The following is a 22,794-nucleotide window of genomic DNA, read 5'->3' on the forward strand; positions in this document are numbered from 1 at the left end:
CAGCGCCCTCTTTAGTTTTCACCAGCGATCCGCGGGAGCCCCCCTTTGGCACATCAGACGAAACACCTGTTCGTAACCGGGGGCGTCGCCTCCTCCCTGGGCAAAGGCCTGACCGCCTCCTCGCTGGGCGCCCTGCTCAAGGCCCGGGGCCTGCGGGTCACGATGCAGAAGCTCGACCCCTACCTGAACGTCGACCCGGGCACGATGAACCCGTTCCAGCACGGCGAGGTGTTCGTCACCGACGACGGCGCCGAGACCGACCTGGACGTCGGCCACTACGAGCGGTTCCTGGACACCGACCTGCACGGCTCGGCGAACGTCACCACCGGCCAGGTGTACTCCGCGGTGATCGCCAAGGAGCGGCGCGGGGAGTACCTCGGCGACACCGTCCAGGTGATCCCGCACATCACCAACGAGATCAAGTCCCGGATCCGGCGCATGGGCGGCGACGAGGTCGACATCGTGATCACCGAGGTCGGCGGGACCGTCGGCGACATCGAGTCGCTGCCGTTCCTGGAGGCCGCGCGGCAGCTCCGGCACGAGGTCGGCCGGGAGAACGTGTTCTTCCTGCACGTCTCGCTGGTGCCCTACATCGGCCCGTCAGGGGAGATGAAGACCAAGCCGACCCAGCACTCGGTGGCCTCGCTGCGCAGCATCGGCATCCAGCCGGACGCCATCGTGTGCCGCGCCGACCGGCCGATCAGCCAGGCCATCAAGCGCAAGATCTCGCTGATGTGCGACGTGGACGAGGAGGCCGTGGCCGCGGCCGTGGACGCGCCGTCGATCTACGACATCCCCAAGGTCCTGCACACCGAGGGCCTGGACGCCTACGTGGTGCGCCGGCTGAACCTGCCGTTCCGCGACGTGGACTGGACGCAGTGGGACGACCTGCTGCGCCGGGTGCACGAGCCGGACCACGACCTCACCGTCGCCCTGGTCGGCAAGTACATCGACCTGCCGGACGCCTACCTGTCGGTGAGCGAGGCGCTGCGGGCCGGCGGCTTCGCCAACTCCGCGCGGGTGAACATCCGCTGGGTCCCCTCCGACGAGTGCGCCACCGACGAGGGCGCGGCCAAGCACCTGACCGGCGTGGACGCGATCTGCGTGCCCGGCGGCTTCGGCGTGCGCGGCATCGAGGGCAAGGTGAACACGGTCAAGTACGCCCGCGAGAACCTGATCCCGCTGCTGGGCCTGTGCCTGGGCCTGCAGTGCATCGTGATCGAGGGCGCCCGCAACCTGGCCGGTATCGCCGCGGCCAACTCCGCGGAGTTCGACGAGGCCACCCCTGACCCGGTCATCTCCACCATGGCCGACCAGCGCGACATCGTGGCCGGCCAGGGCGACCTGGGCGGCACCATGCGCCTGGGCCTGTACCCGGCCAAGCTCGGCGAGGGCACCGTCGTCCGCGAGCTGTACGCCGGCGCCCCCTACATCGAGGAGCGACACCGCCACCGCTACGAGGTGAACAACGCCTACCGCCCGCGTCTGGAGGAGGCCGGCCTGGTCTTCTCCGGCACCTCACCGGACGGCCGGCTGGTGGAGTTCGTCGAGCTCCCGCGCGAGACGCACCCCTTCCTGGTCGGCACGCAGGCGCACCCCGAACTGCGCTCGCGCCCGACCCGGCCGCACCCGCTGTTCGCCGGCCTGATCGCGGCTGCGGTCGAGCGCTCGAAGGGCGAGGCGAGCGCCGCAGCCGAGAGCGCCGCGGCGACTGCCGCCGCGACCGCCGCCGGGGAGGCGCTGGCCGAGACGGCTGCCGGCGCCTGAGGCGCGGGTAGGGAGCACGACACCGCGCCCCGGCGTTCGCGCCGGGGCGTTTGCCGTCTCCGCCGCCCGCGAACGGGCTGTCGCGATAGGCTGGCGATCATCGATGTCCACTCATCGAATCCGCGACACACACAGCCCCTGGAGCGTGATGGAGATCCGCGACGAACCGGAGAAGTGGCCGGTCCTGGCCTCCGAGGAGAAGTTCCGGGGGCATGTGATCTCCATCCGGACCGACACCGTGGAGATGGTGGACGGCAAGGTCGCCGAGCGCGACTACGTCGTGCACCCCGGCGCGGTCGGCGTCGTGGCGCTGGACGAGGCGGACCGCGTGCTGCTGGTGCGCCAGTACCGGCACCCGGTCGGCTGGCGGCTGTGGGAGCTGCCCGCGGGGCTGCTGGACCACCCCGGGGAGAACCCGCTGGAGGCGGCGCGGCGCGAGCTCTACGAGGAGACGCACCAGCAGGCCGAGGACTGGCGGGTGCTGGTCGACCTGTTCACCACCCCCGGCGGCTCGGACGAGGCGATCCGCGTCTACCTGGCGCGCGGCGTGCGCGAGGCCGACGGCGAGCAGTTCGCGCGCGAGCACGAGGAGGCCGACATGGCCGTCGTGTGGGCCGACCGTTCCGAGGTGACCAAGCTGATCCTGGCCGGGGAGCTGCACAATCCGCTCACCGTGGCCGGCGTGCTGGCGCTGACCACCGCGATCACCACGAACGCTTTGGACGACCTGCGGCCGGCCGACGCGCCGTGGCCGCAGCGGCCCTTCTAGGCGCGGGCTCGGCGCGGGCTGAGCGCGGGCTCGGCGCATCGCCCGGCCCGGCTATTTCAGACGACGCCGGGCCTAGATTGTGTTGATGGAAACAATGTCTGCGGCGACGGAGCCCACCTCGCCACCCCCCTTCGCCGCGGTCGTCATCGACTTCTTCGGCACCCTCACCCACAGCGCCTCCGACGAGGCCTGGTTCCACGCCGCGGCCGCCAGCGCCGCACCCCTCGGGCTCCCCGCTGAGCAGTGGCGCGAGACGCTGTCCGACTCCTTCGTCGAACGCGCCACCGGAGCCCTCGGCGACCTGTCCGAGACCTTCCGCGCTCTGGCCCGCCGCTGCGGCATCGATCCCTCCGACGCCGCCCTGGCCGAGGCGTGCGAGGCGCGGGTGACGGCCCAGAACGCGCTGTTCGTCTGCCGCGACGACGCCCCCGAGGCCCTGCGGGCCCTCAAAACCCGCGGTTACCGCCTCGGCCTGCTCAGCGACTGCACCCCGGAACTGCCCGTCGCGTGGCCGCGCCTGGCCGTCGCCGGCTACTTCGACACCGCTGTGTTCTCCTGTGACGAGGGCCTGAAGAAACCGAATCCGGCCTTCTTCCACCTGGTCTGCGACCGCCTCGGTGTCGCGCCCGGCGACTGCCTCTACGTCGGCGACGGCGGCTCGCGCGAGCTCACCGGCGCCGCCGCCGTCGGCATGACGCCGGTGATGCTGCGCGCCGCGGACTGGCACGGCAGCAGCGCGCACGACCGCGAGGACGACTGGCCGGGCCCGGAGATCGCCTCCTTCACCGAGCTGATCAGCATGATCGACGCCCCCGGTCTCAGTGCTCGGTCACTTCTCGCCCACCATCAGGACCGCGATTAGGCTTGAATCCCGGAAACAGCCGATTCGCCGTCCCGGGGAGGACCAAGATGTCCCTTGAGTTCTACGGACCCGCGCCGTGGGAGGGCCAGGCCAAGCGGTACGGGCCGGTGGACCGGGTCGCGGTGCTGTCCGACGTGCACGCCAACCTCCCCGCGCTGCGCGCGGTGCTCGCCGAGCCCGACGTCGCCGCCGCCGACCTGGTGGTCTTCAACGGCGACCTGACCTGGGGCGTCGACCCCGACGGGGCGGTCGCGACGGTCAAGAGCCTGGGTCGGCGCGCGGTGTGCGTGCGCGGCAACAGCGAGCGCTACGTCCGGCAGATCGCCACCGGCGCCTACACCCCGGCCAACCCGCGCCAGGAGTGGGTCCCGGCCCGGCACGGCACCGGATCGCTGGCCTTCGTCGGCTCGTTCCCGTTCAGCGTCGTCGTGGACGTGCGCGGCCTGGGCCCGGTGCGCTTCTGCCACGGCTCCCCGCGCAGCGACAACGAGGCCGTGACCCCCGGCACCCCGGCCGAGCGCTTCGCCGAGATGACCGCCGGGATCGAGGAGGACGTCCTGGTCACCGGCCACACCCACCTGCAGTTCGACCGCTTCGTCGGCACCCGCCGCAGCATCAACCCCGGCAGCGTCGGCCTGCCCTTCCACCACGACGAGCCGGGCCTGGCCTACTGGGCCCTGCTCGGCCCCGACGTCCAGCTGCGCACCACCCGCTACGACGTGCGCGAGTCGGTGGCCGCGATCCAGGCGGCCGGCGACCCGGGGCAGGCACGGATCGCGGAGATGCTGCTCAAGCCGCCGACGCCGGAGGAGATTATTGCCGAGGCCGAGGAGGCGGTGTTGGTCGACTGAGAGGTGCTGAGGTGCTGAGGTTGGCTGGGGTCGGCTGGGGAGCCTGCTCACCGACGCACGGCCCGCAGCACCACGAACTTCGGATTGCTCCCCACGACCTCGCAGTTCCCGAACAACCGCTTCAGCTTCAGGTGATAGCCCAGATGCCGGTTGCCGACCACCCACAGCTCCCCGCCGCGCCGCAGCGCCGCCCGCGAGCCGGTGAACATCCGCCACGCGGTCGCGTCCGTCGTGGCCTGATGGCTGTGGAACGGCGGGTTGTTCAGCACCAGGTCCACGCTGCCCGGCTCGAAGCCGTCCATCCCGTCGCCGGCCCGGAACTCCGCCTCGCGCGTGCCCGGCGGGAACGCCGCCTCGAAGGTGGCGCGCGCCGAAGCCAACGCTTGGTACGACTCGTCGACGAACGTCACGCTCGCCTTCGGGCTCGCCAGCGCCGCCGCCAACCCCACAACCCCGTTGCCACACCCCAGATCTACGACCCGCGCTGTATCAGACCGGCTCGGCAGATGCTGAAGGAACAACCGCGTCCCGATGTCCAGATGGTCGGCCGAGAACGTCCCCGCGTAGTTCACCACGGAGTGCCCGCTCGCGACCCCGATACCATCAGGAAGCTGATACGTCAGCGGCCAAGGATTCTCCCCGCGCGGCAACGCCGAATCCGGCTCACAGAAGAGGAGCCGCGCCTTGCGCACCGCCAAAGACGTCCGCGTCGGCCCCAGAATCCGTTCAAAGGCCTGAAGCGTTGACGTATGGATCTCGGCGACCATCCCGGCCCCCACGATCCGCGTCTGAGGCCCGACGAACGGCCGCAACCGCCACAGCTGGTCCTCCAGTAGCGCCAACGATTTCGGCACCCGAACCAACAGCACGTCGATCGGCGCCGGGAGCCTAGCACCGACGTCCGAACCGAACTCAGCGCCGAAGTCCTCGGCGGTCGAGGCCAGCACCACCTCCGGCTCCGAATGCCCGTTCCGCACCAGGTTCGCGGCGGTGGCCTGCTGTCCGAGGAACGAATCAGAGATCTGCGTGACGTACGCCCCGGTCAGCGCCAGCGACGTGGTGAGCGCGCCCCACCGGTCGCCGAGCACCACGACCCGGCCGAGCAGGCCCGCGCGCTCCGATCCGTCGTCGAGGTGCCGCAGCAGGTACTCGTCCGCCGCGTCCCAGGCCCGCAACTGCTCGCGCGCGTCCTCCGGGAACCGTGTCAGCTCCAACTCGCCGGGCGGCACCGGCACGCCGCTCACAGCCATTTCGCCCGCTTGAACAGCACGTACAGCACCACACACGCCGTGGCCATGATCCCCAGCACCACGTAGTACGAGTAGTGGTAGTGCAGCTCCGGCATGTCGTCGAAGTTCATCCCGTAGATCCCGGCGATCGCGGTCGGCACCGCCAGAATCGCCGCCCAGGCCGAGATCCGCCGCATGTCGTCGTTCTGCTGCACCGACACCCGCGACCGGTCCGCCTCCAGCATGTGGTCCAGCAGCTCGTTCCACTCCCGCGCGCCGTCGGTGGCGCGCAGCACGTGGTCGGCCACGTCCCGGAAGTACGGCTGGGTCTCCTTCGCGATCCGGTCCTCCTCCCCGGCGACCAGCGCCTTCGTCGGCATCACCAGCGGCACCACGGCGCGCGCGAACACGATCGCGTTGCGCTTGAGCGCGTAGATCGGGCCGCCGTAGTCGCCGCGGACGGGGGAGAAGACCTCGGTCTCCAGCGCGTCGATCGAGTCCTGCATCCGCTGCGCGTAGCCGCTGTAGGAGTCCACGACCAGGTCCGCGACCGCGTACAGGACCGCGCTGGGCCCGAGCTGCAGCAGTTCCGGCTCGGCCTCGACGCGGTGCCGTACCCCCGACAGCGGGTTGGCCGAGCCGTGCCGGACGGTGACGATGAAGTTCTCGCCGAGGAACACCGAGATCTCGCCGAGCTGCAGCGGATGGTGCGGGTCGGACTCCAGCAGCGTCTTGAACACCAGGAACGTCGAGCCCTTGTAGTGCTCCAGCTTGGGCCGCTGGTGCGCGCTCACCGCGTCCTCCACGGCCAGCGGGTGCAGCCCGAACTCGCGCGCCACCAGGTCGAACTCGTCCGGCTCCGGCTCGAACAGCCCCAGCCACAGGAACGCCCCGGGGTCCCCGCAGCTCCTGGCCTGCTCCAACGCGTCCGAGAGGTCCTCGGGCGCGGCCACGCGGCGGCCGTTCTGGTAGGTGGCGCAGTCGACGATCATGCGGGCGATTATCCCGCAGGCCAAGCGGCGCGGCGCCAATCCGATCCGGCGCCGGGGCGCAGATCCGATCCGCCGCCCGGGCGCCTCAAGTCGTAGGGTGAGGCCTGTGACCCTGGTACTCCTGATCCGCCACGGCCGCACCACGGCCAACAGCTCCGGCATCCTCGCCGGCTGGACCAAGGGTGTGCGCCTGGACGAGCGCGGCGAACAGCAAGCCGGCGAGCTGGCCAAGCGGCTGGCCGAGGTGCCGCTGTCGGCCGTGGTGAGCTCCCCGCTGGAGCGCTGCCGACAGACCTCCGACATCGTGCTGGCCGGCCGCGAGAGCGTGCCGGTGCACCTGGACGAGCGGATCGGCGAATGCCGTTACGGCGACTGGACCGGCCGGCCGCTGGCCGAGTTGGCCAAGGAACCGTTGTGGAAGGTCGTGCAGGGGCATCCCTCGGCCGCGCGCTTCCCCGGGCCCGAGGGCGAGTCGATGGCCGACATGTCCGCGCGTGCCGTGGCCGCGGTGCGGGAATGGAACACCCTGATAGCTGCCGAATACGGACCGGAGGCGGTGTGGGCGGTGTTCTCGCACGGCGACGTCATCAAGGCCTTGGCCGCCGACGCCCTGGGCCTGCACCTGGACCAGTTCCAGCGCATCACCTGCGATCCGTGCTCGGTGACCGCCGTGCGCTACACCGAGATGCGGCCCTTCGTCGTGCGCCTGAACGACGTCGGCGGCGACCCGGCGCCCTACAAGCCGGCCCCGGAGCGTTCGCCTACAGCGGACGCGGACGCCGCAGTGGGGGGCGGCGCGGGCGCCGACAACGCATGAACGCATAGGCTTGATTGCGGGGCCCATGAGAGGGCCTGAGCGCGAAGCTTGTAGGAGGAAACACGGTGTCACGGGAACTCTTCGTCTACGACCCCCCGGAACGGTTCGTCGCCGGCACCGTCGGACTCCCCGGGCACCGCACCTTCTACCTGCAGGCGGCCTCCGGCGGCCGGATCACCTCGGTGGCGCTGGAGAAGGAGCAGGTCGAGGCGTTGGCCGAGCGGCTGGACGACCTGCTGGACGAGGTCGTGCGCCGCTCCGGCGGGGCCGCCCCGGTCCCGGCGATCGCGCCGTTGGAGCTGGCCGACGACAAGCCCCTGGAACAGCCGGTCTTCGAGGAGTTCCGGGTCGCGGCCCTGGCGCTGGCCTGGGACGGCGAGACGCAGCGGGTCGTGATCGAGGCCATGGCGCCGATGGAGGGCGAGGGCGAGCCGCCGCTGGGCGACATGGAGGCCGACGGCCCGCCGACCATGGTGGTCCGGCTCACCGGCGCGCAGGCGCGGGCGTTCACCTCCCGCGCGAAGGCCGTGGTCTCGGCCGGCCGGCCGCCGTGCCCCTTCTGCTCGCTGCCGCTGGACCCGGAGGGTCATGTGTGTCCGCGCTCCAACGGCTACCGGCGGCGCGCCGCTTGAGCACCCCCGGAGCGGACGCCGCGGCCGATCAGGATCTCGATCCGGCCGGGGTCCGGCAGGTCCTGACGAGCGGCGAGCTGACCATCACCGGCCGCCTCACCAACGCCTCCAACGCCACGCTCTACGGCACGGTCGCCCTGGACGGCGTCAGCCTGACCTGCGTGCACAAGCCGGTGGCCGGCGAGCGCCCGCTGTGGGACTTCCCCAACGGCACGCTGGCCGCCCGCGAGGTCGCCGCCTACGAGCTGTCGCAGGCGACCGGCTGGCGCATCGTGCCGCCGACGGTGATGCGCGAGGGCCCCTGGGGCCCGGGCATGTGCCAGCTGTGGATCGACACCCCCGACGAGGACGAGCACGACCTGCTCGCTCTGCTGCCGGAGGACTTCGACGACGACCCGGCGGACGAGGCCGCGGCCCAGTGGCGCCCGGTGCTGTCGGTGGAACTCGGCGACGGCCGCCCGGCGGTGCTGGCACACAAGGCCGACGAGCGGCTGCGCCGCATCGCGGCCTTCGACGCGGTGGTGAACAACGCCGACCGCAAGGGCGGGCACCTGCTGGTCGGCATCGCCGAGCCGGAGCACGTGTACGGCATCGACCACGGGCTGACCTTCAACATCGACGACAAACTGCGGACCCTGCTGTGGGGCTTCAGCAGCGAGCCGCTGGGCGACGAGGTCCGCGAAGTGCTGGAGAAGCTGGACCGGGACGTCGAGTCCGGGGGCCTCGGCGGCCGGCTGGGCGACCTGCTGGACGCCGAGGAGGTCGCGGCGACCCGGGAGCGCATCAGGGAGCTGCTGGAGACCGACCGGATACCGGGGCCCGAGGGGCGTCGGCGTCCGGTGCCCTGGCCGCCGTTCTGAAACCCTGCTTCCGACCCGAGCGGGCCGCTAGTGTGTCTGGCGGCTTGTGAGGGAGGGTTCGGTGGAGCAGAGTCCGGAATTGCTCGCGGCGCATCAGGCGCGGCGAGCGGCCTTCGACCCGTTGCTGGCGTCGTCGCAGCTGCTTCCGGGTCCTGGGGAGTACGACACGACGCTGAGCTGTCCCGGCGGGGTGGCGCTGGTGCGGAACGTGGACGCCGATCCTGAGACTTGGGGCTACACCTTCTTCGCGGCCCACGAGAGCAAGCTGGTGCCGAAGGTCGACGGGCCGAAGGCGTTCGCCGACTTGTTGGATCTGTGGGCTGAGCAGGACGCGTTCCGTCCGGGCCCGGACAGCATCGCCACGATCACCTGGCCCTCGCGCGACACCGCGGTGTCGCGGGCTTTGGTCGAGCGGGGATTCACGCCGCAGGCGATTCTCGCGGTGCGGCTCGCCGGGCAATCCGTTCCCGGGAATGCCGACTCCGGCGTCGTGATCCGTCGCGCGAAGCCCCGGGACACCGAAGCCGTGACGCGGCTGTGGATGGAACAACTGCGCTGGGACGCGCAGTTCGGTTACGTCGCGATCCGGCCCTCCACAGCGTCCGGCTTGGCCGAGCAGGTCGCGCAGGCCGTCGGTGGGGAGGAGAAGCGGGCCTGGATCGCCGAGCGGGACGGCGAGCCGGTCGGGCTGATCGTGGTCCAGCCGCCGGCGTATGCCTCCTGGGCCGCGCACCTGATCCGCGTCGGTCCCGCCGCGTACCTGAACTGCGGAGCCGTCACGGCGGGGGAGCGGGGCGGCGGCGTCGGGAGCGCGCTGGCGCGCCACGTCCACGCCGAACTCGACGCCGAGGGTATCGGCGCGATCCTGCTGCACTACACGGCCACGAACCCGCTGTCGGTGCCGTTCTGGAGCCGGTGCGGCTACCGGCCGCTGCTGACCGCCTGGACCCGGGGGACGGTCGGACCCGTCGGATCCGGCGGCGCTGCGAGCGCCGGTGAGACCGATGCCGCGAGCAGCAGCGACGAGACCGGCGCGACCGTTGGCTGAGACGCCCTGAGACGCCCCGCGTCCGCCCCTCGACCGCACGCGGCCGCCGGAACAAACGCCACCCTTCGCTCCGTTGCCCCTGGTGTCTGCCCTGCCTTCGGCGGCAGGCAGCGGCTCCGTGCCGCCGTCCGCACCCGCACCCGGCACCGTCCGCGCCGATCCCGATAGGATCATCCGCATGCACGCATGGCCCGCCCCCGAGGTTCCTGACCTGCCCGGTCTCGGCTCCGCCGTCCGGCTCCACGACACCGCCGCGCAGGGCCTGGTGCCCACGCCGGCGGCGGCCCCCGGCGAGGCGGCCCGCATCTACGTGTGCGGCATCACGCCCTACGACGCGACCCACATGGGACACGCCAACACCTACCTGGCCTTCGACCTGATCCAGCGCGCGTGGCTGGACGCCGGGCACCCGGTGTCCTACGTGCAGAACGTCACCGACGTCGACGACCCGCTGCTGGAGCGCGCCCTGGCCACCGGCCAGGACTGGGTCCGCCTGGCCGAGTCCGAGACCGCCCTGTTCCGCGAGGACATGACCGCGCTGCGCATCCTGCCGCCGCAGCACTACGTCGGCGCCGTGGAGTCCATCCCGCTGGTCGTGGATCTGGTCGTGAAGCTCCTGGAGCGCGGCGCCGCCTACGACGTCGACGGCGACATCTACTTCTCGGTCCACTCCGACCCCGCCTTCGGCTCCGTGGCGCACCTGGACACCCCCGACATGCTCACCACCTTCGGCGAGCGCGGCGGCGACCCGGGCCGCCCCGGCAAGAAGAACGCCCTGGACTGTCTGCTCTGGCAGGCCGAACGCGAGGGCGAGCCCTCCTGGGAGCCCGGCGAGGCGGCGCGCGCCGCCGGCCTGAAACCGGGCCGGCCCGGCTGGCACATCGAGTGCGCCGCGATCGCCCTGGAGCACCTGGGCATGGGCATCGACCTGCAGGGCGGCGGCAGCGACCTGGCCTTCCCGCACCACGAGATGGGGGCCTCCGAGGCGCAGGTGGTCACCGGCGAGCGGCCCTACGCGCACACCTACGTGCACTCCGGCATGGTCGGCCTGGACGGCGAGAAGATGTCGAAGTCCAAGGGCAACCTGGTCCTGGTCTCCAAGCTCCGGCACGCCGGCGTGGACCCGATGGCCATCCGCCTGGCCCTGCTGGCGCACCACTACCGCACCGACTGGGAGTGGACCGACGCCGACTTGGCCGCCGCCGAGGTGCGCCTGGCGCGCTGGCGCGCGGCGGTGTCGCGGCCGGACGGCGTGCCGGCCGACGACGTGCTCGCCGCGGTGCGCGAGCGGATCGCCGACGACCTCGACACGCCCGCGGCGCTGGTGGTGATCGACCGGTGGGTGGCTCGGCAGGAGGCTGCGGACGCTTCGGATTCTGTGTCGTCTTCTGAGTCGGCTTCGGGTTCGGCTTCGGGTTCGGCTTCGGGTTCCGCTTTGGCCGAGCGCAATACAGCGGCGCCGGGGCAGATCAGCCGGATCACGGACGCACTGCTCGGCGTGGCGCTCTAAGGGATTGCTCTCGGGCCCCTCACGCCTCAGCGATGTCTCGCCGCGCGCGGATCGGACTGGTCAGCACCACCGCCGGCACGGCGAGCGTCGCGGCGGCGGTCCACCACAACGCCGCGCGGGGCCCGTACCAGGACGCGACAGCCCCGGCGGCCAGCGCGCCGACGGGGATGACGCCCCAGGAGACGAAGCGCACCGTCGCCATCACCCGCGGCAGCAACTCGGTCGGCGTCGCGATCTGCCGGTAGGTGCGCGTGACGATGCTGGCCACGACGACCGTTCCGGCGAACGCGGCGTTCCCCAGCGCGAACACCCCCGCGGCCCAGCCGCGTCCCGCCAACGGCATCAACGCGTACCCGAGCGGCAGCGCCAACGACGCCACGACCAACGCCCGCCCGGTCCCGATGCGTCGGGTCAGGCGCGGCGTCAGCGAAGCCCCGAGCAGACTGCCCAACCCCTCGGCCGCCATCATCGCCCCGACCCACGCGGCCCCGAGACCGAGCGTGCGCACCAGGAACAGCGGCGTGAGCGCCATCAGCGCGCCACAGATGAAGTTCATGGACGTCGCGATCCACAGGTTCGCCCGCTGGACGGGCTCACGGATGAGGAAGTGCCAACCCTCCCGAATCGAAGCCCGCACAGTCACCTTGACTGCGCCCGCATCAGCGACGACCTTCGGCGGCCGCGGCACGTTCCACAACAAGAGCGCTGATATCAGGTAACTGACGACGTCCACGACGATGGCCACGGCCGCCCCGACCGCCTGCACCAAAGCTCCGCCCAGCGACGGCCCGGCCAGCGTCGTCACCGCCTCGGCCCCCGACGTGAGGCTGTTGCGCGCAGTGAGCTCCTCCTTGTCCACCAGGAACGGCAGCATCGTGGCATTCCCGACGTCGAACACCACCGAAGCCACCCCCACCACCAACGCGACCACCACCAACTGCGCCACGGTGACCGAAGCGAACCACCACGCCACCGGCACCGACGCCAAGGCCCCCGCCCGCACCAGATCCATAGCCACCTGCGTCCCCCGCAACGGCAACCGCCCCACCAAAACCCCCGCCGGCAACCCCACCACAGCCCACGCCGCATACCCCGCCGCAGCAACAGCACCGACCTCGAAGCTACTGGCGTGCGCCGCAGCCAACGCGGTCAGCGGCAGCGCGACGGTGGTCACTGCGGTACCGACGCGACTGACCGTCGACCCCGCGAAGTAGCGCCAGAACCAGGAGCGCGCGGCACGGGGCGGTGGCTGCGGCGCTGGCGCGGCTGGCGACGTCGCGGTCGCGCGATCCTGTGCTGCGCTGGACAGTGGTGCTGCGGCTGGCGGCGTGGCGGCTGGCTGTGCGGCGGGCATGTCGCCCGCTTGTGTGCTGACCAGCGGTGCGGCGCTCATGCGATCCGGCGGCGCGGTGGCCATGCCGCCTGTTTGCTCGGCGGTCGGCGGTGCGGTGCTCGCGCGATGCGGCGACGCGTTGGCTTGCGGTGCTGCGGCTGTTTCGCGCGCTTGTGAGCTGGCCTGCGGTGCTGCGGCCGTGTCGCGTGCCTGTCCGCTGACCAGCGGCATCTCGGTTGTCGGTGCGGCGAGCGCGCGGTCTCGTGCTGCCGCAGCCATGCCGCCCGGCCCCGTGTCGTTCTTGCTATCCGTCTGCGCGTCGGCGCTCACGTGTGTCCTCCCCAGAGTCGGTTCTCATTATGAACTGACTAAGTTCCGATTGTGAACCGACTATACTGGCCCCGTGAAGTACACCCGCATCGCGGACACCGACTGCTCCATCGCGCAGGCGCTCGACGTCGTCGGCGACTGGTGGACGCTCCTCGTCGTGCGCGATGTCGCCGGCGGCGTCACGCGCTTCTCCGAGCTCGCCGCTGAGCTCGGTGTCAGCCGCAAGGTGCTGACCGAGCGGCTGGCGATGCTCGTCGAGCGCGGCGTTCTGGAGCGGCGTCAGTATTCTGATCGGCCGCCGCGCTTCGAGTACCACCTCACCGACGCTGGGCGCGGCCTGCTCCCGGTCCTGATCGCGCTGCAGAACTGGGGTGCGCAACACGTGATGGGCGATGGCATACTCAGCGCCACCTCCGAGCCCGCCTCCGCCGAGGCCCGGCGGGTCCAGGCGCTGGTCGGCACCGGGATTCCGGCCCTGACACTCCCGGCTGCCGACGGCACGCCGGCCGACCCGGTGTCCGCCGGCGCCAAGTGGACGGTCCTGTACACCTTCCCCGGCTCGCCGTCCGTCGAGCCCGGACTGGCCCCCGGCTGGTCCGACGTCCCCGGCGGCCCCGGCTGCACGCTCGAAGCCCGCACTTTCCGCGACCGCCTGCCCGACTTCGTCGCGGCCGACGCCGCCGTCATCGGCGTCTGCACGCAGCGCCCCGAGCAACTGGCGCAGTTCGCCGAAGCGGAGAACCTGCCGTTCCCGCTCCTGTCAGACCAGACGCTCCAACTCGCCGCCGCCCTCCGCCTGCCCACGTTCCGGGCCGCCGGCGCCGACCGCCTCAAGCGCGCGACGCTCATCGTCGACTCGTCGCGCACCATCCGCGGCACGCTCTACCCCGTCCCGGACCCGGCGGCCTCCGTCGACGAGGCGCTTCGCCTCATCGCAGGGTTCTGAGGTACCTCAGATAAGAGCGCGCCACGGCCACCCCTACCCCTCCTCCGACGACCCCCGCCGCCGCTCCTGCCGCCGCAGATACCGCTCGAACTCCCGCGCGATCGCCTCGCCACTGGCCTCGGGCAGATCGGCGGCGTCCTCGTTGTCGCGCTGCTCCTCCAGCGTCCGCACGTACTCGCCGACCTCGGCGTCGTTCTCCGCCAGCTCGTCGACGCCGGCCTCCCACGACTGCGCCTCCTCGGCCAGCCGCTTCGTCGGCACCGACAGGTCGAGCACGTCCTCCAGCCGCCGCAGCAGCGCCAACGTCGCCTTCGGCACCGGCGGATGCGCCACGTAGTGCGGCACCGCGGCCCAGAACGACATCAACGGGATGCCCGCGAAGTGGCACGCCTCCTGGAACACGCCGGTAATCCCCACCGGCCCCTCGTACGTCGGCGGCTCCACGTCGAACAACGCCTGGTACGCCTCGTCCGAGCTGGTCCCGGTCACCGGCGTGGCCCGCGTGTGCGGCACATCGGCCAGGTAGGCGCCCAGCGTGATGACCTGCCCCACCCCCAGATCCCGCGCCAACCCCAGGATCTCCTCGCAGAACGACCGCCAGCGCATGTTCGGCTCCACGCCGTGCACCAGAACCAGATCCCGCGGCTCCTCATGGGCGTCCCCGGGCAGCAATCGCGCAGGCGCCCGCACGATCGAGAACCGCGTCGTCGGCCAGATCACCTGCCGCCGATCCTCCACCGAGGCCACCATCGGCCGATGCACCTGGTAGTCGTAGTAGTCCTCCCCGTCCAACGCCGCGAACACCCGTCCACCCCCGGCATAGGCCTCAGCCAGGTGCTTCACCGCGTTGGAAGCCGCCTCCCCGGCGTCGTTCCACCCCTCGAAAGCCGCCACCATCACCGGGTCGGCGAGCTCCGGGATCCCGTCCAGCTCGATCATCGACCTGGCCTTTCGCCTCGTGCCGGCGTGTCCAGCGAGCCCGTGGGCCCGGCGTTCCGCATCCTGTCGGCGCTGAGATCCTGTCTGTTCAGCATGATCGCCCCCCTCAAGCCGCATCGCACCGCCTGGCGGCGTGGCCGCGGGTGGTTCTCCGGTACGCAGTGCATGTCTTCAGCCTACTGGGCTCCGCGTTTGGGAGGCTGACTGGAACGGGCCGGGGTGGGGAGCTGGTCTAGTTCGACGGCTTGTGGCCCGGGTCTAGGGTGGCCGGCGAGTCATGGCCGCCGTACGGGATCACAGTTTGCCTGTTCTAGATCAGTGGCTTGATTTGCCTGGTCCGCTATCCACTCTGTCCCGAAAAATCCCCGGCGAGACCTCCCACCCCCGATCCCTCGTCTACTAGACCAGAAGGGGATGCCGGTCCGCGGCAGGCATCCCGACCGTACGACCACGGGGAGGACCGGCTTGAGCGTCGACACGGAGTTCACCGCCTATGCCGCCGCTCGTGCCCAGCGCCTCCGTGACACGGCATATCTGCTGTGTGGGGACTGGCACGCCGCGCAGGATCTGACGCAGGCGACGCTCGTCAAGCTCTACGGGGCCTGGAAGCGGGTTGAGCGGAGCGAGAGCATCGATGCCTATGCGCGGCAGGTCATGCTGCGTACGTTTCTGGACTCGCGGCGGTTGAAGCGCTCCACGGAGCGGCCGGTGGCTGATGTGCCCGAGGGGGCTGCGCCGGTGGGGGGTGATCCCGCGCTTCGGTTGACGTTGTTGGCGGCGTTGGCGCGGTTGCCGATCAATCGGCGGGCGGTGTTGGTGCTGCGCTTCTGGGAGGACCAGAGCGTTGAAGCCACGGCTGAGGCGATGGGCCTTTCCGTCAGCGCCGTCAAGTCACTCACCCAGCGGGCGCTGGCCGAGCTGCGCGAAGTCCTGCGGGACGACACCGCGTTGGCCGAGCTCGACTTCCTCCTGGTCTGACGGCCTGCAACCACCTCACGGAGCGAGGAATGATGAATCCGGAAGACTCGATGCGCGATCGCATCACCGCGGAACTGGAGACCACGCGCCCGCCGCTGGGCGACCTCGTCGCCCGGTCGGTCGCCGAGGCGCGGCGGAAGAGGAGGCGCGCGCGGATCGGCGCCGGCGCCGTGAGCGCGGTCGGGGTGCTGGCCGTCGCGGGCGCCGTGGCGCAGTTCGCGCCGTCCTCGGCGGCGACGGCCCACGACACCGGGTCGGGGTCGGGTGCCGCGCCGGGCGTCCACCCGACTGCCACGACGCCGACGAAGCCGTCGCCGACGGCACCGCGCGGCACGTCGTCGTCGCCCAAGACGGCCGACTCGACCGACCCGACCGACCCGACCGCCCCGACCGCCCCGACGTCACCGTCGTCGGCGACCACGACCAAGCTGCCGGTCTCCTCGATCGTCCAGCACGTGAACCCGGGACCCGTCACCCTCGCCAAGGGGTTCTACCTCAGCTACTCCACCAGCTCGATGTCGTGGTGGACGTACGAGGGCGGACTGACGATGCAGTACAACGGGTCCAACACCTGGGGCTCCGACTTCGTCGGCGGCGGCATCTCCGATCGGCTCGTCACCGGCATGTACGTCGGCGACAAGGACATCGCGGCAGCCAGCATGACCGTCGACGGCACGGTGTATCCGGCCACAGTGGTCAAGGTGAACGGGAGCCAGGGCTGGTGCGGCCTGTACGTGCTGCGCCCGGCGGGAGTGACGACCTGGAACACCTTCCGGATCAACGTCTACGACACCAGCGGCGCGCTCGTCGCCACATCGTTCAGCGGCGAGATCACGGGGACGCCCCCGAGCAGCTTGCCGACCAGCCAACCGACCGGTCACCCTAACGGGACGCTGCCGTACACCAACATCCCGCTCGGCGCCCCCTTCCCCGGGGCGACGATCGTGCCGCCATCCGAGGGCGGCAAGTGAGAGCGGGCCCGGCGGCAGCGAGCCGCCGGGCCCTAGCCGGGTCCGGGTGTTGATTCGTCAGCGACCTACCTACCGACCGACCGGCCGTGCCGCCGACGCTCCGTCAGTCGTTGACCAGGATGATCTTCCCGGTGTGCCCGCCGGCCTCCATCAGCCGGTGCCCCTCGGCGGCCTCGGACATCGGCAGCGTCCGGTCGACGACCAGCTTCACGGCGCCGCTCTCGATCATCGGCCACACGTGCTTCTGCACGTCGGCGATGATCTCGGCCTTCTGCGCCTTGGATCGGCTGCGCAGCGTCGTGCCGATGACGGACAGCCGCTTGTACAGCACCTCGACGAGGTTGAGCGTGGCCTCCAGCCCGTCCTGCAGGCCGATGACGATCAGCCGTCCGTCGCCGGCGAGCGAGCGGACGTTACGGTCGAGGTAAGCCCCGCCGATGACGTCGAGGATGACGTCGTAGGGCCCGTGCTCGGCGAAGTCCTCGCTGCGGTAGTCGATCGCCTGGTCGGCGCCCAGCTCCCGGGCCAGCGCCGCCTTCTCGGGGCCGCCGACCGTGGTGACGACCCGGGCCCCCAGCGCCTTGCCGATCTGCACGGCCGTCGTCCCGATGCCCCCGCCGCCGCCGTGGACCAGCAGCGTCTCACCGGCCTTCAACCCGGCGGTCAGCACCAGGTTGGACCACACCGTCGCGGTGGCCTCGGGCAGCGCCGCGGCCTCGGTCAGGCTGACGCCCCGAGGAACGGTCAGCACCTGTCCGGCGGGAACGGCGACCTTCTGTGCGTAACCGCCGCCGGTCAGCAGAGCGCAGACCTCCTGGCCCACCTCCCATCCGGTGACGCCTTCGCCGACGGCGCTGATCCGGCCCGACACCTCCAGCCCCGGGTACGGCGAGGTCCCCGGCGGCAGCGGGTACAGCCCGTAGCGCTGCATCACGTCGGCGCGGTTCAGGGCGCTGGCGGCGACATCGATGACGACCTCGTCGGCGGCCGGTGCCGGGTCGTCGACCTCGGTCCACTCCAGCATCTCCGGGCCGCCGAATTCCTTGATCACTACTGCTTTCACGACTGTTCCGATCGGGTGGCGAGGGGTATGATGTTTGCAGTGCTTACATTAGCCACTCGATGTGAGCACTGCAAACATGGAAGAGGTGTCTCATGTCACGCGCCGAGGTCCCCTACCACCACGGCGACCTGCGCGCCGCCTGCGTGCGCGCCGCGCGGGAGCTGCTGGAGGAGGACGGCAGCGCCAGCCTGTCGCTGCGGGCGGTGGCGCGCCGCGCCGGCGTGTCCGCGACCGCCCCCTACCGGCACTTCGCGGTACGCGAGCAGCTCGTCTCCGCCGTCGCCGCCGAGGGCTACCGCGAACTCGGCGAACAGCTGGTCGCGGCGAACCCGGCGCCCGCGACGCCGCAGGACCTCATCGAACTCGCCGTCGCCTACGTCCGCTTCGCCCTGGAGCGCCCGGCGCTGTTCCGTGCCATGTTCGCAGAACCCTGCGACCCCACCAGCGAAGAGCGGGTCGCGGCGGTGGCCGCCGTGTCGGAGTACTTGCAGGCCATCGTCCACACCGTCTTCCCCGACGCAGACCCCGGTCCACTCTCCACGGCTGTCTGGGCACTGGTGCACGGGCTCGCGTTTCTGCACCTCGACGGCAAGCTCGACGCCTCCACGCCCGAGGCTGTCGCCGACCAGGTCCGCGCGGCCATCAACGCGATGCTCGCCATCTCTACAGTCTCTACAGCGAAATCGCCCTCCGTATGATCACCGCATGCGCTTCGCTTTCTTCGACCTCGACGACACCCTCGTGGACGCTCGGTCAGCCTTGCGCGCCTGGTCCGCGGACTTCGCCGCAGAGTACGTAGTCGGCCGCGAAGACGCGGCGTCCGACGTGTTCGAGCGCGTGGACGCCGCAACGAACTGGCCGGCGTTCGTCGCGGACGCCCGCGAGCGCTACGGCATATCCGCGCCGGACGAGCAGCTCATGGCGCACGTCGCCGCCGTCTACCCGGGCAAGTTCGTCCTCGAACCGCCGGTGCGGCACGGCCTGTCGGAGCTGCGCGCGGCCGGCTGGCTGCTCGGCGTCGTCACCAACGGATCCACCCTCGTGCAGCAGGCCAAGGTGGACAGCGTCGGCCTGCGGGAGCACGTCGACGTGGTCGTCGACTCCGAGGCCGCCGGCCACCGCAAGCCGGACCGGCGCATCTTCGAGCTCGCGGCGGCCGAGCTCGGCGTGGACCTGGGCCCGCACGGCTGGATGGTCGGCGACCGGCTCGACAAGGACGTGGCCGGGGGAGCGGCCGCCGGGCTCCGGACCATCTGGATCTCCCAGGGCGACCCGGATCCCGAGCTGCCGCGCGAGGCGGCGATGCGGCCGACCCGCATCGCCGCGTCCATCACCGACGCGTTCGCGATCGTCACCGGATCCGATCCGGCCTGATCGCTCGCCGTGCGCGACGTCCTACACCGCAGCAGCCGCGCCGGTATCCACGTCCAGCGCCGCCTCCACCACGGCCGGGTCCGAGTGCCGACGCAGAGCCCTGACAGCCGACCGGCACCCCGCCGGCCAGCGCAGCTCAGTGCCGACAGCGCCCACCAGATGCACAGCGATCAACCCGGCTTCCGGGTCGTCGCGCGCGATCAGTGCTCTGATCGCGGCGAGCACCGCGGCCGGATTCCACGGCATCCCCGGCCGGACCATATCGGCCAGACAAGCGCCCACCTGCGCTGCCGCGTCGCAGCGTCCTGACACGCCGGCGGCGATCTCCAGCAGCTCGCCGGTCACCTCCTCGGCCGAGGCGCCGAGATCCGCGGCATTCGCGTGCAGCGTCGACGCCAACCGCGCATATCCGGGACGTCCGGCCAAGGTCTGTGCCGTGACCGTGAGGAGTGCGCGACGATCGGCCTGATCGCGGTTTCGCAGCGCGATCGCAGCTTGCGCGATCAGGACCAGGCGCCGACGCGCCGGCCGGTCCCGCTCGTCGTTCCCACCGCTGCTCCCGCCGCTTTGTGCGCTCTCCTCCAGGCCCTCCCGCGCGTCGGCGGCGAGCAAAGCCTCCAGCACCGCTCGATACCGCGGCACCGGCATCCCCTCGGCGAGCAGCGCGAACAACGCCGTCGGCGGAGCGGCCCCGTCGCCGCGCCGGCCGAGATCGGTCGTGGCCGTGCACACGGCGGTGGTGGCCGCCGCGCTCCACCGGTACCACCGCGGCGCGACCGCCAGCGCCGCCCCGGCGACCTTGGGGTCGTCGGCGTCGCAGGCCGCGGCGATGAAGTCGCCGTAGGCGGCGCGGTGGCGCTCGGGAAGGTCCGGCGGATCCATGCGCAGCAGCTGGGTGGCGATCGCGGCGTGGTCGCCGACGGCCTCGCGCAGCAGCGCCGGCACCCGGTCGTCGTCCATCCGGGCGGCGAGCCGCAGCACGGCCGCGGCCTTGACGTCGCGATGCTGCCCGGGCGCCCGCCAGACCGTGACCAGCAGATCGATCAGGCCGGGGATCTCGATGTCCGCCGCGATCCGCAGCGCCTCCTTGCGGCTGGTCACCTTCGCGGTCGGCGACAACGCGACCGCGGCCAGGACGGGTCCGGCGGCCGAGGGCCGGGCGAAGCGGGCCGCCCGGCCGGCCGCGTAGACGGCCACCCGGGCCCGGTCGCCGTCCGCGTAGCCGAGCAGGACCGGCAGGTCGGCGACCGGGTCCTGGCTGCGGGACAGCATTCGCAGTGCCGCCTCGACGAGCGGGACCTCGGCCGAGTCCAGATAGCGCCGCGCCTCCCGTTCGCCCTCGCCGGGCAGCGCGCCGAGGCCGTTGATCGCGCCGACGCGCACGTCGATCCGTGCGCCGGGGTCGGCCGCGATCTTCGCGAGCTGCCCGGCGTAAGCCGCGAGCTGGCGCGGCAGCCAGCGGTGGGACGGCTGGAACTGCGGCACCCAGATGAAGCCCTTCGCGATGAACCTGCCGTTGATCGGCTTCTTCGCGGCGAGGTACGGGTCCAGCAGATCGGTCCGGCGCAGGGACAGCAGCCGGCAGACCCGGGGGATCGCCACGGCGGTCGGATCCCAGGCGACGACCTGGGCGACCCGGGTGTCCCGGTGCGCCGGATCGTCCAGCCACAGGTCGATCGCCGACCGCGCGGTGGCGTCGGTGCCGTGCCAGATGGCGTGCGCGAGCGCGTCCTGCAGGCCGGGGATCGCTCGGGCCCGGTCGCCGAGGGACTGGGCCAGAGCCAGGACGAGGCGGTGGTCGGCGCGCTCGATGCCGCGCTGGACCCACGGTTGCAGTGTCCGGTAGACCGCCAGTTCCTGACCACGGCGCAGGTTCCGGTCCATCCGGTCCAGCAGGAAGAAGCCGGTCGAGCCGGCCAGCTGGTCGAACGTCGCCAGCGACCATGTCAGCAGACTGCCGGAGCCGGCATCAGAACCAGATCCGCCGCTGTCCGTAGCCTGATGCGCCAGTACCCGGCACGCCAACCGCCGCAGCGCCTCGCGGGTGTGCCAGGAACAGTCGCGAGCCTCGATCGCATCGGTGACCAGGCTCCGCAGCACGTCGGTAACCACCGCCGTGTCCTCGAACAGCCGCGCCGGAACCGTCGCGAGCGCCGTCAGCGCGGCCTGCCGCACCGGGTCCTGCTCGTTGCGCAGCCGGAGGAGTTCCTCGGTCAGCAGCGAGGTGATCGCCGGCGGGTGGTCCTCGGCGGCGGCGCACGCCACGAGCAGCGGATACGCCTCCGCGCGTTCCTGCGCGTCGGCGCCGCGCACGGCCGCACGCAGCTCCGTCCGCGCCTCGTCCCACGGCAGTCGCGCCACGACGGCCAGCCGCTGGTCCGGCCGGTCGGTGTAGGCGGCCAGCCCGAGCATCCGCCGGGCCTCGGCGTGCCGCCGCCGTCGGGGCAGCGCGTCCAGAACCGGACGGGCCAGGATCGCCTTCTCCCGTTCCTGGTCGGCGGTGACGGCGTCGTAGAACTCCGACCGGGCGACCGGCGGGAGGCCGCGCAGCAGATCGGCGAACGCCGACGGCTCGTCCATGACCGCGCGGCCGACGACGGCGATCTCCGGCCGCCCCGACCTGGCCAGTCGCTTGCGGGTGGTGCGCGACAGGCCCCGCCAGCGTCCGGCGAGCCCGCCGTCGGCCACCGTGAGCAGCCGCAGCGTGCGCGTCTCGTCGGCGCGTGTCAGAAGGCCGATCTGCCTCAGGAACGGGTGCGGAAGCCCTTCCGGGAGCGGGAATTCCTCCAGCAGGTCCAGCACCGTATCCGGATTCTGCTTGGCGGCAGCGAGCATGCCTTCGCTGAACCAGGTCCACCACCCGCTGCGGGTCCCGGCCGGAACCGCTGCCAGCTCGCGCCGGGCGAACTCCAGCATCAGCGCGGGATGCCCGGTGCCGAAGCGGGACCAGGCGCGCAGCTCGTGGGCCAGGTCGGGCAGCAGCCGCTCGGCGACCTTCGCCGAGCACACCGGCAGCAGTTTGGCGGTGTCGGTGTCGCCGAGCCGGTCGCGGTAGGACTCGGCGAGCCGGTCGGCCAGGTCGGTCCGCTTGGCGTTGCCGACCAGGCGGACGACGGTGCGCCGCCAGTGCAGCGAGGCGTCCTCGACGGTGGCCAGGATCGCCGCGTCGGCCTCGGCGTCGGGGCGCGCGACGCACGCGTACAGGGCCAGGGCTCTGATGCGGTGCAGCGGGTCGTGCAACGCGGCGATCACCCGGTCCTGCCGATGCGCGGCCATGGCCATCTTCAGGCCGAGTTCGCGTTCGTGGGCGCCGCCGGCCGCGAACGCGTCCAGGACGGCGTCCAACGCGGCGGGATACGTGCTGAGCCGGGCGATCTCGGTGGCGAGGCGGCGCGCGCGGGTCGGGTAGTCGAGGGGGTCGAGCACGGCGAGCAGATCGGCCGCGGCGGAGTGGGACATCCGCCCATGATGCCGGGCCTGATGCCTCGACCGCGTCCGGAATAGCACTTACCGGTTGGGGCCG

20 protein-coding genes are annotated in these 22,794 nt (G+C 71.8%); 14 read left to right on the plus strand and 6 right to left on the minus strand.

Annotated elements, in window-relative coordinates; translation table 11 throughout:
• Positions 1-45 precede the first annotated feature (45 nt).
• The 4 genes from ABH935_RS44475 to ABH935_RS44490 all read left to right on the plus strand — a co-directional run bounded on the left by ABH935_RS44475 (position 46) and on the right by ABH935_RS44490 (position 4,249).
• Positions 46-1,767 (plus strand): CTP synthase, encoded by a 1,722-nt coding sequence (locus ABH935_RS44475; RefSeq protein WP_370384045.1) that lies wholly within the window; start codon positions 46-48, stop codon positions 1,765-1,767.
• Positions 1,768-1,915: 148 nt separating this feature from the next.
• Positions 1,916-2,536, plus strand: coding sequence for an NUDIX domain-containing protein (locus ABH935_RS44480; protein ID WP_370384090.1), 621 nt, complete (start codon positions 1,916-1,918; stop codon positions 2,534-2,536).
• 85 nt (positions 2,537-2,621) lie between these two features.
• Positions 2,622-3,398, plus strand: a complete 777-nt coding sequence (locus ABH935_RS44485; RefSeq protein ID WP_370384046.1) for an HAD family hydrolase — start codon at positions 2,622-2,624, stop codon at positions 3,396-3,398.
• 47 nt (positions 3,399-3,445) lie between these two features.
• Entirely contained in the window at positions 3,446-4,249 is an 804-nt protein-coding gene (locus ABH935_RS44490; RefSeq protein WP_370384047.1) for a metallophosphoesterase, read from the plus strand.
• 47 nt (positions 4,250-4,296) lie between these two features.
• Here the strand turns inward: ABH935_RS44490 and ABH935_RS44495 are convergent, their stop codons facing one another.
• Both ABH935_RS44495 and ABH935_RS44500 read right to left on the minus strand, forming a co-directional pair.
• Positions 4,297-5,484, minus strand: coding sequence for a methyltransferase (locus ABH935_RS44495; RefSeq protein ID WP_370384091.1), 1,188 nt, complete (start codon positions 5,482-5,484; stop codon positions 4,297-4,299).
• Between the two features lie 5 nt (positions 5,485-5,489).
• A complete protein-coding gene (locus tag ABH935_RS44500) occupies positions 5,490-6,470 on the minus strand; it encodes a magnesium and cobalt transport protein CorA (protein ID WP_370384048.1) in 981 nt (326 codons plus the stop codon).
• A gap of 106 nt (positions 6,471-6,576) precedes the next feature.
• On the opposite strand from ABH935_RS44500, the gene ABH935_RS44505 reads away from it, so the two are divergent.
• From ABH935_RS44505 to mshC, 5 genes are all read left to right on the plus strand, one after another.
• The gene (locus tag ABH935_RS44505; RefSeq protein ID WP_370384049.1) at positions 6,577-7,287 is read left to right on the plus strand and encodes a histidine phosphatase family protein; all 711 of its coding nucleotides are present in this window, start codon (positions 6,577-6,579) and stop codon (positions 7,285-7,287) included.
• 65 nt (positions 7,288-7,352) lie between these two features.
• Entirely contained in the window at positions 7,353-7,919 is a 567-nt protein-coding gene (locus tag ABH935_RS44510; RefSeq protein ID WP_194916913.1) for a DUF3090 domain-containing protein, read from the plus strand.
• Entirely contained in the window at positions 7,916-8,779 is an 864-nt protein-coding gene (locus ABH935_RS44515; RefSeq protein ID WP_370384050.1) for an SCO1664 family protein, read from the plus strand. The genes ABH935_RS44510 and ABH935_RS44515 overlap by 4 nt, the downstream gene beginning before the upstream one ends.
• A 61-nt stretch (positions 8,780-8,840) precedes the next feature.
• Positions 8,841-9,827: a GNAT family N-acetyltransferase gene (locus ABH935_RS44520; RefSeq protein ID WP_370384051.1), complete on the plus strand. Its 987-nt coding sequence runs from the start codon at positions 8,841-8,843 to the stop codon at positions 9,825-9,827.
• A 178-nt stretch (positions 9,828-10,005) separates the two neighbouring features.
• A complete protein-coding gene (gene mshC, locus ABH935_RS44525) occupies positions 10,006-11,337 on the plus strand; it encodes a cysteine--1-D-myo-inosityl 2-amino-2-deoxy-alpha-D-glucopyranoside ligase (RefSeq protein ID WP_370384052.1) in 1,332 nt (443 codons plus the stop codon).
• A 19-nt stretch (positions 11,338-11,356) separates the two neighbouring features.
• On the opposite strand, the gene ABH935_RS44530 is transcribed toward mshC, so the two are convergent.
• Positions 11,357-12,691, minus strand: coding sequence for an MFS transporter (locus ABH935_RS44530; RefSeq protein ID WP_370384092.1), 1,335 nt, complete (start codon positions 12,689-12,691; stop codon positions 11,357-11,359).
• A gap of 382 nt (positions 12,692-13,073) precedes the next feature.
• On the opposite strand from ABH935_RS44530, the gene ABH935_RS44535 reads away from it, so the two are divergent.
• Positions 13,074-13,946 carry a winged helix-turn-helix transcriptional regulator gene (locus ABH935_RS44535; RefSeq protein ID WP_370384053.1) on the plus strand — a complete coding sequence of 291 codons (873 nt, stop codon included), beginning with the start codon at positions 13,074-13,076 and terminating at the stop codon, positions 13,944-13,946.
• A gap of 33 nt (positions 13,947-13,979) precedes the next feature.
• On the opposite strand, the gene ABH935_RS44540 is transcribed toward ABH935_RS44535, so the two are convergent.
• A complete protein-coding gene (locus ABH935_RS44540; protein ID WP_370384054.1) occupies positions 13,980-14,885 on the minus strand; it encodes a PAC2 family protein in 906 nt (301 codons plus the stop codon).
• A 465-nt stretch (positions 14,886-15,350) separates the two neighbouring features.
• Here ABH935_RS44540 and ABH935_RS44545 point away from each other — a divergent pair, with 465 nt between their 5' ends.
• Complete coding sequence (locus ABH935_RS44545) at positions 15,351-15,863, plus strand: SigE family RNA polymerase sigma factor (protein WP_370384055.1); 513 nt, start codon at positions 15,351-15,353, stop codon at positions 15,861-15,863.
• A 29-nt stretch (positions 15,864-15,892) separates the two neighbouring features.
• Entirely contained in the window at positions 15,893-16,834 is a 942-nt protein-coding gene (locus ABH935_RS44550) for a hypothetical protein (protein ID WP_370384056.1), read from the plus strand.
• 103 nt (positions 16,835-16,937) lie between these two features.
• On the opposite strand, the gene ABH935_RS44555 is transcribed toward ABH935_RS44550, so the two are convergent.
• Positions 16,938-17,897 carry an NAD(P)H-quinone oxidoreductase gene (locus ABH935_RS44555; protein ID WP_370384057.1) on the minus strand — a complete coding sequence of 320 codons (960 nt, stop codon included), beginning with the start codon at positions 17,895-17,897 and terminating at the stop codon, positions 16,938-16,940.
• Between the two features lie 92 nt (positions 17,898-17,989).
• Here ABH935_RS44555 and ABH935_RS44560 point away from each other — a divergent pair, with 92 nt between their 5' ends.
• Positions 17,990-18,595, plus strand: a complete 606-nt coding sequence (locus ABH935_RS44560; RefSeq protein ID WP_370384058.1) for a TetR/AcrR family transcriptional regulator — start codon at positions 17,990-17,992, stop codon at positions 18,593-18,595.
• A gap of 7 nt (positions 18,596-18,602) precedes the next feature.
• Positions 18,603-19,271, plus strand: a complete 669-nt coding sequence (locus ABH935_RS44565) for an HAD family hydrolase (RefSeq protein WP_370384059.1) — start codon at positions 18,603-18,605, stop codon at positions 19,269-19,271.
• Between the two features lie 21 nt (positions 19,272-19,292).
• Here the strand turns inward: ABH935_RS44565 and ABH935_RS44570 are convergent, their stop codons facing one another.
• Positions 19,293-22,730: a hypothetical protein gene (locus ABH935_RS44570; protein WP_370384060.1), complete on the minus strand. Its 3,438-nt coding sequence runs from the start codon at positions 22,728-22,730 to the stop codon at positions 19,293-19,295.
• Positions 22,731-22,794 lie beyond the last annotated feature (64 nt).

This window comes from Catenulispora sp. GAS73 (assembly GCF_041262085.1).
In the GTDB taxonomy this organism is placed as follows: Bacteria; Actinomycetota; Actinomycetes; order Streptomycetales; family Catenulisporaceae; genus Catenulispora.